The sequence below is a fragment of the Roseomonas nitratireducens genome (assembly GCF_017813355.1).
Classification (GTDB): Bacteria; Pseudomonadota; Alphaproteobacteria; order Acetobacterales; family Acetobacteraceae; genus Neoroseomonas; species Neoroseomonas nitratireducens.
The window spans coordinates 39459-54481 of sequence record NZ_JAGIYZ010000004.1; the positions used below are offsets into that span (position 1 = coordinate 39459).

The window sequence follows — 15023 nt, forward strand, 5'->3', positions numbered from 1 at the left end:
GGCGCATCGCACGACGCCGCCTGTCCGGAGGATCGATCCTATGCTCGGCCGTCGCGCCCTGTTGCTTGCCGCCGCCGGCGGCACCCTCGCCGCGCCCGCCGCGCTCCGCGCGCAGGGCTGGACGCCGTCCGGCCCGATCCGCGTCATCGTCCCCTTCGCCGCAGGCGGCACCACGGACATCCTCGCGCGGCTGTTCGGCCAGCGCCTGACGGAGACGCTCGGCGTGTCGATCCTGGTGGAGAACCGGGGCGGCGGCGGCGGCTCGATCGGCGCGGACCTCGTCGCCAAGGCGAACCCGGACGGGCAGGTGCTGCTGTTCCACAACTCCACCTTCTCGGCCACCACGGCGGTGCTGGAGTTCAACAACCGCGCGCCGCATTCGATCGAGCGCGACTTCGCGCCCATCAGCCTGGGCGCGCTGGTGCCGACGGTGATGATGGTGCATCCCTCGGTCCCCGCGACGAACCTGGCGGAATTCATCGCCTGGGCGCGGGCGCAGCCTTCCCCGCCCTTCTACGGCTCCACCGGGCCGGGTAGCGCGGGCCACCTGACGGGGGAGGTGCTGCAGGCGGACGGCAATTTCCGCATGGAGCACGTGCCCTTCCGCGGCGCGTCGCTGCTGGTGCAGGAAATGCTGACGGGCCGCATCCCCTTCGGCGGCGACCAGCTCTCCTCCTCCCTCCAGCACATCCGCGCGGGCTCGCTGCGGCCGGTCGCGATCCGCTCCACCTCGCGCTCGCGCCTGCTGCCGGACGTGCCGACGGTGCGCGAGCAGGGCTTCCCGAACGCCGAGATCCTGGGCTGGAACGGCTTCTTCGCCCCCGCCCGCACGCCCGAGCCCGTCCTCGCCCGCCTGCAGACCGAGATCGCCGCCGCCGCCCGCCACCCGCCGCTCGCCGCGCGCATCGACGAGCTCGGCGCCGATCCGGGCGGCAATTCCAGCGCCGAGTTCCGCGACATGGTGCACGCCCAGGTCGCGGCCCTGCGGCCGATCGTGCGCCAGCTGCGTCTCGCCCCGGAATGACGCCGGATTGACCGCCGGCGCGCGCTTCCGGCAGCCTCCCCGGCATGACGATCCTCGCCGCCGACACCGACTACCCCCGCGACCTCCTGGGCTACGGCCCGCGGCCGCCGGACCCGCAATGGCCCGGCGGCGCGAAGCTCGCCTTGTCCTTCGTGCTGAACTACGAGGAAGGGGGCGAGAACACGGTGCTGAACGGCGATGCCGGCAGCGAATTGTACCTGCACGAGGTGCCGGGCGGATCGCCCGTGCTGGGCGAGCGCAACCGCACCGTCGAATCCCAGTTCGATTACGGCGCGCGCGCCGGCGTCTGGCGCGTGCTGCGCGCCTTCGCCACGCATGGGATGCCGCTGACGGTCTATGCCGTGGGCCGCGCGCTGGAACTCAACCCGGATGCCGCGCGCGCCTTCGTCGCGGCGGGGCACGAGGTCGCCTCCCACGCCTGGCGCTGGATCGACTACCACGGCATGGACGAGGCGACGGAGCGCGCCGAGATGGCCCGCTGCGTCGAGACGATCGAACGCCTGACCGGCGAGCGCCCGGTCGGCTGGTACACCGGCCGCATCAGCCCGAACACGCGGCGGCTCGTCGCCGAATATGGCGGCTTCCTGTACGACAGCGACGCCTATGACGACGACCTGCCGCACTACGTGACGGCGGCGGGCAAGCCGCACCTCGTCATCCCCTATACGCTCGACAACAACGACATGAAGTACGCGGTGCCGCCCGGCTTCGGCGACCCGGACGGGTGGGAACGCCACCTGACGGACGCCTTCGAGGTGCTGCTCGCCGAAGGGCGGGCGGGGAGCCCGAAGATGATGTCGGTCGGGCTGCATTGCCGCCTGGTCGGACGGCCCGGCCGCGCGGCGGCGCTGCAGCGCTTCCTCGCCCGCGTGGCGCGGGAGAGGGATGTCTGGATCTGCCGCCGCGCCGACATCGCCCGCCACTGGTGGGCGACCCACCCGCCGTCACGCTGAAGGGGCCGCCATGTCCTATCCGCTCGAGAAGCGCGAACTGGTCGCCGAGGCGCCCGGCCTGCGCATGCAGATCCTGACGCTCGCCGCGGGGCAGGAGGTGCCCTGGCACTGGCACAGCGAGGTGACGGACACCTTCTGGTGCATGGACGGCCCGATGGTGATCGAGATGCGCGCGCCGCGGGAGGTCGTGGAACTCGCTCCGGGCCAGATGCACGCCGTGCCGGCCAGGCGCGCGCACCGCGTCACCGGCAAGGATGGCGGGCGCTGCCGCTTCGCCATCCTGCAGGGCATCGGGACCTACGACTTCCAGCCGGTGGGCGGCTGAACCTAACGCCGCTGCAGGATCTCCGGGTTCACCATCATCGCCGGGTCGGGCGCGCCGTCCAGCGCGTCGAGCAGGTTGCGCGCCGCCTGCGCGGCCATGCGGGACAGGCCTTCCTCCGTGCTCGCGGCCGAATGCGGGCTGACGATGACGTTGGGCAGGCGCAGCAGCGGGTTGCCGGGTTCGGCCGGTTCCTGTTCCAGCACGTCGGTGCCGAAGCCCATCAGCCGGCCCGATCGCAGCGCCTGTTCCACCGCCGCCTGCTTCACCACCGGCCCGCGCGCGGTGTTGACCAGGATGGCGCCGGGCTTCAGCGCGGCGAAGGCGGCCTCGTCCATCAGGTGGCGCGTGGCCGGCGCCAGCGGGCAGTGCAGCGTGACCACGTCGCTCTCGGCCAGCGCGTGGCGCAGGTCCCGCGCGGGTTCGTGCCCGTCGGCGGCGATGCGCGCGGGGTGGAACAGCGGGTCGTGCACCAGCACCCGCATGTGGAAGGCGCGGCAATAGGCCGCGACGCGCGTGCCTATGCGCCCATAGCCCACCACCAGCGCGGTGCGCCCGGCAAGGTCGACCATGCGCGGCCCTTCCTTCGGCCACCAGCCGCCCTGCTTCACATGCGCGTCCGCATCCACGGCGCGGCGCGCGACGGCGAGCATCAGCATCATCGCGTGCTCGGCGACGGACAGGTCGTTGGTGCCGTTCACCACCATCACCGGGATGCCGCGTTCCGAGCAGGCCGGGATGTCGATGGTGTCGAAGCCGACGCCGACGCGGGAGACGGCGCGCAGCCGGGGCGCGGCGGCGAGTGCGGCCGCATCCACGTGCTCGAGCCAGGCGATCAGCCCGTCGGCATCCGCCAGCGCGCGGTGCAGCGCCTCGGCCGGCGGGTCGAACATCTCGGTGACCTCAAGGTCGCCGCGCGCGGCGAGCACCGCGGCGCCTGCCGGATGCAGCGGGCGGCCGAGGACGATGCGGTGCGCCATCAGTCGATCCTCTCGATGTTGTTGCGCTCCACCACCTCCCGCCAGCGGGCGATCTCGCTGCGGACATGGGCGGCGAAGCGTTCCGGGCTGCCGCCTTCCGGCCGCGCGCCGAGGTCGCGCAGCCGGCGCTGCACCTCCGGGTCGGCATTGGCCTCGTTCAGGATGCGGTTCAGCCCGGCGACGACGTTCGCCGGCGTGCCGCGCGGGGCCATGTAGCCGAACCAGGGCTCGACCACGATGTCCGGCACGCCCGCCTCGGCGAAGGTCGGCACCTCGGGCAGGGACGGGTCGCGCTGGCCGCCGGTGACGGCGATGGCGCGGATCTGCCCGGCGCGGATCGCCTGGATCTTGGTGGGGATGTTCTCGATCATCACCTGCACCTGGTTGGCCAGCAGCGCCTGGAGCGCCGGCGCGCCGCCGCGGAAGGGCACATGCACCATCCCGGTGCCGAGCCGCCCGTTCAGCAGTTCCGGCGTCAGGTGGTTGGACGACCCGAAGCCGGACGATCCGTAGTTCACCCGGCCCGGATTCGCCCGCGTCCAGGCGATGAATTCCTGCAGCGTGGTGGCGGGGACGGAAGGGTGCACCGCGACCACGTTCATCACGCTGCCGCTCCAGAACACGGGCACCAGGTCGCGCTCGATGTCGAAGGGCATGCGGCGGTAGATCGCCGGGTTGATGGCGCAGTTGCCGATGGTGCAGGCGCCGAGCGTGTATCCGTCCGGCGCGCTGCGCGCCGCGGCCTCCATGCCGATGTTGCCATTGGCGCCGGAGCGGTTCTCGACCACCCAGGGGTGGGGGGAGGTCCGGCTGATCCGGTCGGCGAGGATGCGCGCGATGAGGTCGGTGGCGCCGCCGGGCGGGAAGGGGAGGATGATGCGGACGGGGCGGTCGGGCGACCACTCCTGGGCGGCGGCGGGCAGGGCGATGAGGCCCGCCACCAGGGCGAGGGCGATCCGGCGCAGCATGGTTTCCTCCACGTTTATGGCGCGGGAGACTGCCCGCCCCCCGCCGGGGCGGCAATATCGGCGCTTGCCGCCGGCCGGGCGCGCACGTATCGTTCCCCCGCGATGACACTGCGCGCGATCCCGGCTGGCCTGGATCTGGGGCTTCCCGCCCCCGCCGCCGCGCGCGCGCCGCTCGGCCTCCTCCTTCTTCTTCGACTTAGCCGCCCCTGGGCGTGACGCCCGGCTGACCGCAGCCGGACATCGCTCAGGGGAACCTGGGACCGAACGCGCGCATCCACATCATCGCCAAACAGGGAACGCCTGACATGGCCATCACCCATCCCTCCTTCGGCACCTTGGCCGACGACCGGATCATCATCTTCGACACCACGCTGCGCGACGGCGAGCAGTCGCCGGGCTTCTCGATGAACCTCGAGGAGAAGCTGCGCATGGCGGAAGCGCTGTGGGAGCTCGGCATCGACGTGATGGAGGCCGGCTTCCCCATCGCCTCCCCCGGCGACTTCGAGAGCGTGCTGTCGATCGCCCAGCATTTCGCCAAGGACGGGCCGGTGGTCTGCGGCCTGTCGCGCACCGCGCCGGCCGACATCCTGCGCGCGGCCGAAGCGGTGAAGCCGGCGGCGCGCAAGCGCATCCACACCTTCGTCTCGACCAGCCCGCTGCACATGCGGGTGAAGCTGCGGCTGGAGCCCGAGCAGGTGCTGGACCTCGTGACCAGCTCGGTCGGCCTCGCGCGCCAGCACACCGACGACGTCGAATGGTCGGCCGAGGACGGCACGCGGACCGAGCCCGACTTCCTCTGCCGCTGCGTCGAGGCCGCGATCAAGGCGGGGGCGACGACCATCAACATCCCCGACACGGTCGGCTACGCGTTGCCCGAGGACATGACGCGCATCTTCACCATGGTGCGCGAACGCGTCCCCGGCGCGGACAAGGTCATCCTGTCCGCCCACAACCACAACGACCTGGGCCTTGCCGTCGCGAACACGCTGGCGGCGATCCGCGCCGGCGCGCGGCAGGTGGAATCCACCATCAACGGCATCGGGGAACGGGCGGGCAACGCCAGCCTCGAGGAAGTGGTGATGGCGCTGCGCACGCGCCACGACGCGATCGCGACGAAGAACAACATCGTCACGGAACGCATCCTCAAGACCTCCAAGCTGCTCGCGACCATCACCGGCTTCGACGTGCAGCCCAACAAGGCGATCGTCGGCCGCAACGCCTTCGCGCATGAATCGGGCATCCACCAGGACGGCGTGCTGAAGGACAAGTCGACCTACGAGATCATGACGCCCGAGAGCGTCGGCTGGTCGAACACCTCGCTGGTGATGGGCAAGCATTCCGGGCGCGCCGCCTTCCGCGACAAGCTGAAGGGCATGGGCTACGAGATCGGCGACAATCAGCTGAACGACGCCTTCCGCCGCTTCAAGGACCTCGCCGACCGCAAGAAGGTCGTTTACGACGAGGACATCGCCGCGCTGGTGGACGACGAGATCGTCCGCGGCAACGACCGCATCCGCCTTACCGCGCTGACGGTCGCGACGGGGATGGCGACCAAGCCCACCGCGTCCATCACGCTCGAGGTCGACGGCGTGGCGAAGGACGGCGTCGCCGCCGGCGACGGGGCGGTGGACGCGACCTTCAACGCGCTGCGCAACGCCTTCCCGCACGATGTGAACCTGAAGCTCTATGCCGTGCAGTCGGTCACCGGCGGGACGGACGCCCAGGCGCGCGTGACCGTGCGGCTCGAGGAAGGCGGCAAGCTCGTGGACGGGCAGGGGGCGGACACCGACACCATCGTCGCCTCCGCCCGCGCCTATGTGCACGCGCTGAACAAGCTGCTGGTGAAGCGGGAGCGGACGGAACCGCCCGCGGTGCTGCGCGCATGACCGACCCGGACAGGGCGATGGCCTGAAGCGTTTCGGGTCCATCGCCCGCCGGCACCGGCTACACTGCTGGCGGAGGAGCGGACATGTTTCCTGCGGCACGGATCGGCGACCTGCATCTCTGCCCGATGTTCACCGGGATCGTGCCGCATGTGGGCGGCCCGATCAGCGGCCCGTGCAGCCCGAACGTGCTGACCGGCAAGATGCCCCAGGCCCGCGTCGGCGACATCGCGACCTGCGTCGGGCCGCCCGACGCGATCGTGGCGGGGTCACCGACGGTGCTCGTGAACAACATGCCCGCCGCGCGCATCCTCGATTCCTGCGCGCATGGCGGCGTCATCGTGCTGGGCTGCTTCACGGTCATCATCGGCGGCGCGGCCGGCGCCGGCGGGGGGGCGGGCGGGGCGGCCTCGGCCGCGGCGATGCGGCGCGCCGCCTCTCTCGCCATCGCGCGGCGGATCGTCCGTCCTGGCGGATCCGGCACGGCGGAGGATGCGGAACTCGTCGCCCAGCAGTTGGCCAACCTTCCGCCGGGCGTGCTGGCGCAGATGGAGGCGGACGGCACGGTGGTCGTCGCCTGCCGCGGCAGCGTCACGGACTACCGGTCGGACCTGGCGGGGGTGCAGCCGCGCGGCTGGCCGGCCGGCTCGACATGGGACAATGTGCCGGGCGCCCGCATGGGCGATACCGGGGAAGTCGTGGTCGCGACCATCGGCCACAACGACAACCCGCCGAACGCCCGGGTGCCCGCGACCGGGGAAGGCCATGGCAGCGCCAACCTCACGGTCCATGAGGCGCTGCACGGCTACGACATGGGTGGCGGCGGCCACCGTTCGGACGACGCGGACTTCGCCGCCGCCCGCGCGGCCGATACCGGGCCCAACACCCCCGCCTACGAACAGCAGGCGGGCAGCGCGGGGCAGGAGGAAAGCTTCGCCGAGTCCGGCGCCCGCTATTACAGCGATCCCGCCGCCGCGCGGCAGAACGAGCCCAACCTCGCGGATTATTGGAGCAACCAGCCGTGAGCGACGAGGAATTCATCGGCATGGCCCGGATGGCGCTCGACGGCACCATCATCCTCGACCTGCGGGCACGGGATGGCGGTACGGTGGGCATGGCACAATTGCGCTACCCCCCCGGCCACCCGCAATACGCCATGATCCTGCGCCACCTGGGCGGGATGCGGCCCGGAGAAAGCAAGCCGGTGCGCCCCTTCCCCTGAGGCGCCGGCCCATGCCTCGGGGGAATCCGGCTTGAGCCTCCGCCCAGGGGGGGCTAAAGGCCCCCATCCTCTCTTGCCCCATCAGTCGCGGCGGCGGCCCTGGCCCGCATCGCGGGCTGTGCGGCCCCGTCGGAAGGTCCGGTACGCATGTTCTCTCGCCTGTTCGGCTTCCTCTCCGCCGACATGGCCATCGACCTCGGCACGGCGAATACGCTGGTCTACGTGAAGGGCCGCGGCATCGTCCTGAACGAGCCGAGCGTCGTCGCCATCGCCGACCAGCGTGGCCGGAAGCAGGTGCTCGCGGTGGGGGAGGAGGCGAAGCTCATGCTTGGCCGCACCCCCGGCAACATCGCCGCCATCCGCCCCCTGCGCGACGGCGTCATCGCCGATTTCGAGGTGGCGGAGGAAATGATCAAGCATTTCATCCGCAAGGTGCACAACCGGCGGTCCTTCGCCTCCCCCATGATCATCGTCTGCGTCCCCTCGGGCTCCACGGCCGTCGAGCGCCGGGCGATCCAGGAAAGCGCGGAATCGGCCGGCGCGCGGCGCGTGCTGCTGATCGAGGAGCCGATGGCCGCCGCGATCGGCGCCGGCCTGCCGGTAACCGAGCCGTCCGGGTCGATGGTGGTCGACATCGGCGGCGGGACGACCGAGGTGGCGGTGATCAGCCTCGGCGGCATCGTCTACGCCCGGTCCGTCCGCGTCGGCGGGGACAAGCTGGACGAGGCGATCATCAGCTATATCCGCCGCCAGTTTAACCTGCTGATCGGCGAATCGACCGCGGAACGGATCAAGCTCGAGATCGGCGCCGCCGCCCCGCCCGAGGACGGCGAGGAAGGCCCGATGGCCGAGGTGAAGGGCCGCGACCTGATGAACGGCGTCCCGCGGGAGGTCATCGTCAGCCAGCGCCAGGTGGCCGAGTCCCTGAACGAACCCGTCTCCCAGATCGTGGAGGCGGTGAAGGTGGCGCTCGAGAACACGCCGCCCGAACTGGCCGCCGACATCGTGGACAAGGGCATCGTGCTGACCGGCGGGGGCGCGCTGCTGTACCGCCTGGACCAGGTGCTGCGGGACGCGACGGGGCTGCCCGTCGTGGTGGCGGAGGATGCCCTGTCCTGCGTCGCGCTCGGCACCGGCCGGGCGCTCGAGGACATCAAGCGGCTTCGCCACGTCCTGACTTCCATGTATTGATGCGGGTCCCGGTCCCGCCCCCTGGCGGGGCGGGGGTCCGTGACGTCCTGCGAAAGGGGTCGAGAGGCGCGTGATCCGGCTGAGCATCCCGCTCCGTCAGGCTTTGGCGCGGCTGTCGCTGCCGCTGATGATCGCGGCCGCCTTCGGCGTCATGCTGCTGGGCAAGGCCGACGCCCTGCTGGCCGAGCGGCTGCGCAGCCACCTGTCCGACGCGCTGTCGCCCATCTATGCCGCGCTGGCCGAGCCGATGGCCGCCATCCGCTCCGCGGCCGAGGAAGTGCGCGGCCTCGCGACGCTGCGGGAGGAGAACGCGCAGCTGCGCGAGGAGAATGAGCGGCTGCGCCACTGGCACGCGACCGCCCTGGCGCTGGAGACCGAGAACGAGCTGCTGCGCCGCCAGCTGAACTTCCTGCCCGAGGCCGCCCCCGCCTTCGTCACCGCCCGCGTCGTCGCCGACGGGGGCGGGACCTATGCCCGCGCCGTGCTGCTCGCGACCGGCCCGCAGCACGCCATCCGCAAGGGCCAGGTGGCGCTGGACGAACGGGGCTTCGTCGGCCGGGTCACCGAGGTGGGGTCGCGATCCGCCCGCGTGCTGCTGGCCACCGACATGAACAGCCGCATCCCGGTCACGCTGGAACAAAGCCGCGCCCGCGCGGTGATGGCCGGCAGCAACGGCGCCCGCCCGCGCCTTTCGCACTGGCCCGAAGGCGTCATCCCGGTCGAGGGCGAAAGGGTCGTCACCAGCGCCGAGGCCGGCGCCTTCCCGGCCGGGCTGCCGGTGGGCATCGTCCGGCTCTCGCCGCAGGGCGCGCCGGAGGTCGAGCTGTTCGCCCGGCTCGACCGGCTCGATGCCGTGCGGCTGTTCGACTACGGGCTGAGGGGCATCCTGCCGCCGGAATCGGTCGCGCGGCCCGAGCCCCGCCAGGGACGGCGCTGAGGCTGGCCATGGCCATGCCCCCCGCCCGCCGCCCGCAGGGCCGTCCGGCCCCCGCGCCGGGGCTTCTGCAGCGCATCGACGCCTTCGCGCGCTTCGCCTTCCCGGGCTTCTCGACCGCCTTCCTGATGGTGCTGGCCGCCGCGCCGGTCAGCCTGCCCTCCCCGGTCTTCGCGGTGGCGCTGCCCTGCGTCGCCTTCTGGTCGGTGTTCCGCCCGGCGGCCATGACGCCGCCGATCGTCCTGCTGCTGGGCCTGCTGCTGGACCTGCTGACGCTGTCGCCGCTCGGCGTCAGCGTGCTGGTGCTGCTGGCGGTGCATGCCCTGGCGCTGCGGCTGCGGCGCTTCCTCGCGCGGCAATCCTTCCTGATGGTCTGGCTGGCCTTCTGCGTGGTCGGGATCGGCGCGGCGGCGCTGTTCTGGGCCCTGCAGGCGCTGCTGTCGCTCCGCCTGCCGCCCTTCGCCCCGGCGCTGCACGCCGCGATGCTGGCCGCCGGCTTCTATCCGGCCATCGCGCTCGTGCTGACGCGCGTGCATGTCGCGATGCTGCAGGCGGAGAACGCGCCATGAGCTGGCGCCCCTGGGGCGGGCCGGGCGTGCTCGGCGGCGAACGCACCGTGCGGAAGGAGGAGGAGCGCCGCCGCGGCATCTTCACCCGCCGCGCCGCCCTGCTGGGCGCGGTGCAACTCGGCGCCTTCGGCTTCCTCGGCACAAGGCTGTACAAGCTGCAGATCGACGAGGGCGCGCGCTACGCCACCCTCGCCGAGGAGAACCGCGTCTCGGCACGGCTGTTCGCCCCGCCGCGCGGGCGCATCCTGGACCGCCAGGGCAAGGTCGTGGCCGGCAACCGGCTGAACTGGCGGGCGCTGCTGGTGGCCGAGCAGACGGCGGATGTCTCCGCCACGCTCGAGACCTTCTCCCGCATCGTGCCGCTGGCCGACCACGAGCGGGCGCGGATCGAGCGCGAGGTGCGGCGCAACCGCCGCTTCGTCCCCGTCATCATGCGCGAATTCCTCACCTGGGAGGAAATGGCGCGGATCGAGGTGAACGCGCCCGACCTGCCCGGCGTGTCGGTCGACATGGGCACGACCCGCATCTACCCCGAGACCGAGAACCTGGCGCATGTCGTGGGCTACGTCGCGGCGCCGGCCGAAGCCGATGCCGGGGAGGACCCGCTGCTGCAGCTGCCGGGCATCCGGGTCGGCCGCGCGGGGGTGGAGCGGCACCACGACCGCATCCTGCGCGGCCGCGCCGGCGCGGTGCAGGTCGAGGTCAACGCGGTCGGCCGCGTCATCCGCGAGCTGGACCGGCGGGAAGGCATTCCCGGCCAGGACGTGCAGATCAGCGTCGATGCCGAACTGCAGAAGGCGATCCTGGGCAAGATCCAGGAAGGCACCACCGCCGTGCTGCTCGATGCGCGGAACGGGGAGGTGCTGGCCATGGCGACCAAGCCTTCCTTCGACCCGAACATCTTCAACGCCGGCGTCAGCGCCGCGCAGTGGCGGCAATGGACGGCCAGCCGCTCGACGCCGCTGATCAACAAGGCGACGAACGGGCTCTACGCGCCGGGGTCCACCTTCAAGATGATCGTCGCGCTGGCCGCGCTGGAAGCGCGCGTCTGCCGCCCCGGCGACGCGGTGCATTGCCCGGGGCATCTGGACTACGGCGACACGCGCTTCCACTGCCACAACCGCAACGGCCATGGCGGCGTGAACATGCGCACCGCCATCATGGCGTCCTGCGACGTGTACTTCTACGAAATGGCCAAGCGCGTCGGCATGGACCGGATCGCCGCCATGGCGAACCGCTTCGGCATGGGCGTCGACCTCGAGATCGAGCTGCCGGGCACGCGCCGCGGCCTGGTGCCGACGCGTGGCTGGCGCCAGGCGCAGGGCAAGCCATGGTCGATCGGCGACACGATCGTGCATGGCATCGGCCAGGGCTTCTACCAGCTGACGCCGCTCTCGCTGGCCGTGATGACGGCGCGGCTGGCGACCGGGCGCGCGGTGCAGCCGCACCTGACGCGCGCGATCGCCGGCCGGCCGGTGCGCGGCAGCCGGGCGGAGGACTGGCCGAGCATGGGCATCCCCGACGCCGACATGCGCTTCATCCGCGAGGCGATGTGGGGCGTGGTCAATGGCGGCGGCACCGCCGGCGCGTCGCGCCTGCCGTCGCAATACGGGCAGATGGCCGGCAAGACCGGCACGACGCAGGTCCGCCGCGTGACGCGCGAGCAGCGCGAACGCGGCTTCAACGTCTCCCAGGTGCCGCGGGAATGGCGGCCGCATGCGCTGTTCGTCGCCTATGCGCCGCATGACAACCCGCTCTATGCCCTGTCCGTGATCGTCGAGCACGGCACCAGCGGCTCGGGCGCCGCCGCGCCGCTCGCCCGCGACATCCTGGTCGAGACCTTCCAGCGGCTCGGGCCCGTGCGGCCGGGCCAGCGCGTGGCGGAGGCCGGGCGATGATCTTCGAGCGTCGTCTCCTCGCCCGCGACCGCGGCGCGGGCGTGCTGGAGAAGCTCTGGCAGATCCCGTGGTCCTTCGTGCTGCTGCTCTGCGCGGTCGCCGCCGTGGGCTACGTCGCGCTGCTGTCGGCCGGCAGCGGCAACCCCGACACCTATGCGCAGCGCCACGCGATCCGCTTCGGCTTCGGCCTCGTGCTGATGCTGTCCATCGCGCTGGTGGACATCAGGCTGATCGCGCGCTTCGCGTGGGTCGGGTATCTCGGGGGCATCGCGCTGCTCGTGCTCGTGCTGCTGCACGGCAACATCGGCAAGGGCGCGCAGCGCTGGATCGACATCGGCCCGGTGCAGCTGCAGCCGTCGGAACTGATGAAGATCATGCTGGTGCTGGGGCTGGCCGCCTGGTTCCACCGCGCATCCTGGGAAAGGATGGGCAACCCGCTGTTCCTCATTCCGCCGGCGATCGCGGTGCTGGTCCCGGTCGGGCTGATCCTGAAGCAGCCCAACCTCGGCACCGCGCTGATCACCGGCACGGTGGGGGCCGCGGTCTTCTGGGCGGCGGGGATGCGGTGGTGGAAGTTCGCGGGTCTGGCGGCCGCGGCCGCCATCGCGGCGCCGATCGCCTATGAAAGGCTGCACGACTACCAGCGTGCGCGCATCACCACCTTCCTCGACCCCGAGAGCGATCCGCTCGGCGCCGGCTACAACATCATCCAGTCCAAGATCGCGCTCGGGTCGGGCGGGCTGTGGGGCAAGGGCTTCCTGCAGGGCACGCAGGGGCACCTGAACTTCCTGCCGGAAAAGCAGACCGACTTCATCTTCACCATGATCGCCGAGGAATTCGGCCTGGTCGGCGCGCTGACGACGCTGGCGATGCTGACCCTGATGGTGGCCTTCTGCTACCTGGTGGCGTTCCGCAGCCGGCACCAGTTCGGGCGGCTGCTCGCGGTCGGGCTCGGCACCAACTACTTCCTGTATGTGTTCGTGAATGTCGCGATGGTCACGGGATCCATCCCCGTGGGCGGGGTGCCGCTGCCGCTGATCAGCCATGGCGGTTCGGCGATGCTGACGGTGATGCTGGGCTTCGGGCTGCTGCTGTCGGCCTATGTGCATCGCGACGCGGAGATGGGACCCATGCGGGAATGAGTCCGGCGCCCCAGGAAATGGGGCTGGACAAACGCGCCGGGGCCGCTAAGTAGCGCGTCCTCGGAACCGGCCCTCGGGCCGGGGCTCGGCGGGCGCATAGCTCAGTTGGTAGAGCAGCTGACTCTTAATCAGCGGGTCCAAGGTTCGAATCCTTGTGCGCCCACCATTCCCAGGCACTTGGCCGATGGTGGTTCCGATGCTCCGGCGAACGGACATCGCCTGTACCGTCCCTTCCTCTCCGCCTTCAGCCTCGGCTTCGTAGCCGCATCGAACGCCGCGACACGCGAAGGCCGCTGCCAAATCGGGCCGGCCGCAACCCCTCCGCGTCCCGTTCCAGGCGCCGCCGTGCCGGCCCATGCACCCGATCCGGATCGATCCGGCGGGGCGTCGCGATGATCCTGCCCGGTGCCGCCGTGGACGCGGTCCCCGGCCGCCGGATTGCCCAGGGCGGCGCGCCGTTCCATGGTCGGCGCCGATGCATCGCATCCTTCCCTGGCTGATCCGCCACTGGGTGCTGTCCAGCGCCGTGCTGCTGCTCGCCTGCGGCGCGCTGGGCTATTCGCTGGCCGCGCCGCCGCCGCCGCGCGAGGTGCGCATCGCCGTCGGCACCGCGCCCGATTCGGCCTATACGCTCGCCGCCGAGGCCTATGCCCGGCGGCTCGAGGAAACCGCCTTCCGCGTGCGCCGCGTGCCCACGCAGGGCTCGGTCGAGAACCTCGCCATGCTCCGGGCGCGGGAGGTCGACCTCGCGCTGGTCCAGGGCGGCATCGCCGATCCCGCGCGCGATGCGGGGCTGGTCTCGCTCGGCGCGGTGTTCCACGAGCCCGCCTGGATCTTCCTGCGCGCGGAAGCCGGCATCGGCCGAGTGTCGGATCTGCGCGGGCGGCGCGTGGCGATCGGGCCCGAGGGCAGTGGGACGCGCGTGCTGGCGTTGGCGCTGCTCGCGGCGAACGATATCGGCCCGCTGGAGATCGAGGCGCTGCCCATCACCGGCACGGCGGCGGCCGAGGCGATGCTGGCCGGCGCGGCGGACGCCGCCATCCTGGTCTCGGCGCGCACCGCCGGGGCTGTCGCCACCCTGATGCGCGCCGCCCCCGCGGTGCGCCTGGTGGACGTGGCCGACAGCGCCGATGCCTATGGCGTCCACCTGCCCTTCCTATCGGCGGTTCGGCTGCCGCGGGGCGGGCTGTCGCTGGCGGCCGACCAGCCGGAGCAATCCGTGACGCTGCTGGCGCCGGTCGCTTCGGTGCTGGCGCATCAGGACATCCACCCGCAGGTGGTGAGCCTGCTGGTCGGGATCATGCAGGAGGTCCACCGCCCCCGCACGCTGTTCAGCGCCGAGGGCAGCTTCCCCAACGCCCTGGCGCAGGACCTGCCGATGAACGCGGATGCCGAGCGCTACTACGCGCGCGGCCGCACCGTGCTGCAGCGCTGGCTGCCCTTCTGGGTCGCGGTGTGGGTGGAGCGCCTGTTCTTCGTGCTGCTGCCCGTGATCGGCCTCGCGGTGCCGCTGATCCGCTTCGGGCCCACGCTCTATGCGTGGCAGATGGAAGGGCGGGTTTGGCGCCACTACGACACGCTGCGCCGGATCGAGGCGGAGGCCGAGCAGGCGCGCGGCGACGACGCGCGCGCGGCGCTGCGCGAGCGGCTCGAGGCGCTGGAAGGGCGCGTCGCGCGGCTCTCGCTGCCGCTCACCTACCGGCGGCATGTCTTCGCACTGCGCCGGGACATCGCCTATGTCCGCGCGCAACTCGCCCCGACGCGCAGGCCCGGCGGCATCGAGCAGGCGTAGCGCCGCCACAGGCCCGCCGAGGCCGCGGACGACAGTGGCCACGTGGCGGATACCGTCGCCGGCACATGCCTGCCGCGAGCGACGACCGTCTGCGCCGCGCGACCGCAGCCCATGGCCCTCTCGG

Annotated in this window: 14 protein-coding genes and 1 tRNA gene; 13 read left to right on the forward strand and 2 right to left on the reverse strand. The window is 71.9% G+C overall.

From position 1 onward, the window contains the following. Positions 1–40: 40 nt before the first annotated feature. From J5Y09_RS05975 to J5Y09_RS05985, 3 genes are read left to right on the forward strand one after another with little or no spacing between them, the layout of a single operon-like run. Positions 41–1024, forward strand: a complete 984-nt coding sequence (locus tag J5Y09_RS05975) for a Bug family tripartite tricarboxylate transporter substrate binding protein (protein WP_209350842.1) — start codon at positions 41–43, stop codon at positions 1022–1024. Between the two features lie 44 nt (positions 1025–1068). Further along, a complete protein-coding gene (gene puuE, locus J5Y09_RS05980; RefSeq protein WP_209350843.1) occupies positions 1069–1998 on the forward strand; it encodes an allantoinase PuuE in 930 nt (309 codons plus the stop codon). Between the two features lie 10 nt (positions 1999–2008). Next, positions 2009–2323, forward strand: a complete 315-nt coding sequence (locus J5Y09_RS05985; RefSeq protein ID WP_209350844.1) for a cupin domain-containing protein — start codon at positions 2009–2011, stop codon at positions 2321–2323. A 2-nt stretch (positions 2324–2325) separates the two neighbouring features. On the opposite strand, the gene J5Y09_RS05990 is transcribed toward J5Y09_RS05985, so the two are convergent. Further along, entirely contained in the window at positions 2326–3300 is a 975-nt protein-coding gene (locus J5Y09_RS05990) for a hydroxyacid dehydrogenase (protein WP_209350845.1), read from the reverse strand. Continuing rightward, a complete protein-coding gene (locus J5Y09_RS05995) occupies positions 3300–4268 on the reverse strand; it encodes a Bug family tripartite tricarboxylate transporter substrate binding protein (protein WP_209350846.1) in 969 nt (322 codons plus the stop codon). The genes J5Y09_RS05990 and J5Y09_RS05995 overlap by 1 nt, the downstream gene beginning before the upstream one ends. Positions 4269–4573: 305 nt before the next feature. Between J5Y09_RS05995 and J5Y09_RS06000 the strand changes: the two genes are divergently transcribed. From J5Y09_RS06000 to J5Y09_RS06045, 10 genes are all read left to right on the forward strand, one after another. Beyond that, a complete protein-coding gene (locus J5Y09_RS06000; protein WP_209350847.1) occupies positions 4574–6154 on the forward strand; it encodes a 2-isopropylmalate synthase in 1581 nt (526 codons plus the stop codon). A gap of 83 nt (positions 6155–6237) precedes the next feature. Further along, a complete protein-coding gene (locus tag J5Y09_RS06005; RefSeq protein ID WP_209350848.1) occupies positions 6238–7176 on the forward strand; it encodes a PAAR domain-containing protein in 939 nt (312 codons plus the stop codon). Next, positions 7173–7373 carry a hypothetical protein gene (locus J5Y09_RS06010; protein ID WP_209350849.1) on the forward strand — a complete coding sequence of 67 codons (201 nt, stop codon included), beginning with the start codon at positions 7173–7175 and terminating at the stop codon, positions 7371–7373. The genes J5Y09_RS06005 and J5Y09_RS06010 overlap by 4 nt, the downstream gene beginning before the upstream one ends. A gap of 147 nt (positions 7374–7520) precedes the next feature. Next, positions 7521–8564, forward strand: a complete 1044-nt coding sequence (locus tag J5Y09_RS06015) for a rod shape-determining protein (RefSeq protein ID WP_209350850.1) — start codon at positions 7521–7523, stop codon at positions 8562–8564. Between the two features lie 70 nt (positions 8565–8634). Continuing rightward, positions 8635–9501 (forward strand): rod shape-determining protein MreC, encoded by an 867-nt coding sequence (gene mreC, locus J5Y09_RS06020; protein ID WP_209350851.1) that lies wholly within the window; start codon positions 8635–8637, stop codon positions 9499–9501. Between the two features lie 8 nt (positions 9502–9509). Further along, positions 9510–10067: a rod shape-determining protein MreD gene (gene mreD, locus J5Y09_RS06025; protein ID WP_245216877.1), complete on the forward strand. Its 558-nt coding sequence runs from the start codon at positions 9510–9512 to the stop codon at positions 10065–10067. Beyond that, complete coding sequence (gene mrdA, locus J5Y09_RS06030) at positions 10064–11965, forward strand: penicillin-binding protein 2 (protein WP_209350852.1); 1902 nt, start codon at positions 10064–10066, stop codon at positions 11963–11965. The genes mreD and mrdA overlap by 4 nt, the downstream gene beginning before the upstream one ends. After that, the gene (rodA, locus tag J5Y09_RS06035; RefSeq protein ID WP_209350853.1) at positions 11962–13107 is read left to right on the forward strand and encodes a rod shape-determining protein RodA; all 1146 of its coding nucleotides are present in this window, start codon (positions 11962–11964) and stop codon (positions 13105–13107) included. The genes mrdA and rodA overlap by 4 nt, the downstream gene beginning before the upstream one ends. 90 nt (positions 13108–13197) lie before the next feature. After that, a tRNA-Lys gene (locus J5Y09_RS06040) sits at positions 13198–13273 on the forward strand. 309 nt (positions 13274–13582) lie between these two features. Beyond that, positions 13583–14899, forward strand: a complete 1317-nt coding sequence (locus J5Y09_RS06045) for a TAXI family TRAP transporter solute-binding subunit (protein ID WP_209350854.1) — start codon at positions 13583–13585, stop codon at positions 14897–14899. The last annotated feature ends 124 nt before the right edge of the window (positions 14900–15023 follow it).

Excerpts from the sequence above, each read along its gene's own strand:
- J5Y09_RS06015 (WP_209350850.1), top strand. The coding sequence starts at position 7,521 with ATGTTCTCTCGCCTGTTCGGCTTCCTCTCCGCCGACATGGCCATCGAC.
- J5Y09_RS05985 (WP_209350844.1), top strand. The coding sequence starts at position 2,009 with ATGTCCTATCCGCTCGAGAAGCGCGAACTGGTCGCCGAGGCGCCCGGC.
- J5Y09_RS05975 (WP_209350842.1), top strand. The coding sequence starts at position 41 with ATGCTCGGCCGTCGCGCCCTGTTGCTTGCCGCCGCCGGCGGCACCCTC.
- J5Y09_RS06045 (WP_209350854.1), top strand. The coding sequence starts at position 13,583 with ATGCATCGCATCCTTCCCTGGCTGATCCGCCACTGGGTGCTGTCCAGC.
- J5Y09_RS06000 (WP_209350847.1), top strand. The coding sequence starts at position 4,574 with ATGGCCATCACCCATCCCTCCTTCGGCACCTTGGCCGACGACCGGATC.
- J5Y09_RS05990 (WP_209350845.1), bottom strand. The coding sequence starts at position 3,300 with ATGGCGCACCGCATCGTCCTCGGCCGCCCGCTGCATCCGGCAGGCGCC.
- rodA (WP_209350853.1), top strand. The coding sequence starts at position 11,962 with ATGATCTTCGAGCGTCGTCTCCTCGCCCGCGACCGCGGCGCGGGCGTG.
- mrdA (WP_209350852.1), top strand. The coding sequence starts at position 10,064 with ATGAGCTGGCGCCCCTGGGGCGGGCCGGGCGTGCTCGGCGGCGAACGC.
- J5Y09_RS05995 (WP_209350846.1), bottom strand. The coding sequence starts at position 4,268 with ATGCTGCGCCGGATCGCCCTCGCCCTGGTGGCGGGCCTCATCGCCCTG.
- puuE (WP_209350843.1), top strand. The coding sequence starts at position 1,069 with ATGACGATCCTCGCCGCCGACACCGACTACCCCCGCGACCTCCTGGGC.
- mreD (WP_245216877.1), top strand. The coding sequence starts at position 9,510 with ATGGCCATGCCCCCCGCCCGCCGCCCGCAGGGCCGTCCGGCCCCCGCG.
- J5Y09_RS06005 (WP_209350848.1), top strand. The coding sequence starts at position 6,238 with ATGTTTCCTGCGGCACGGATCGGCGACCTGCATCTCTGCCCGATGTTC.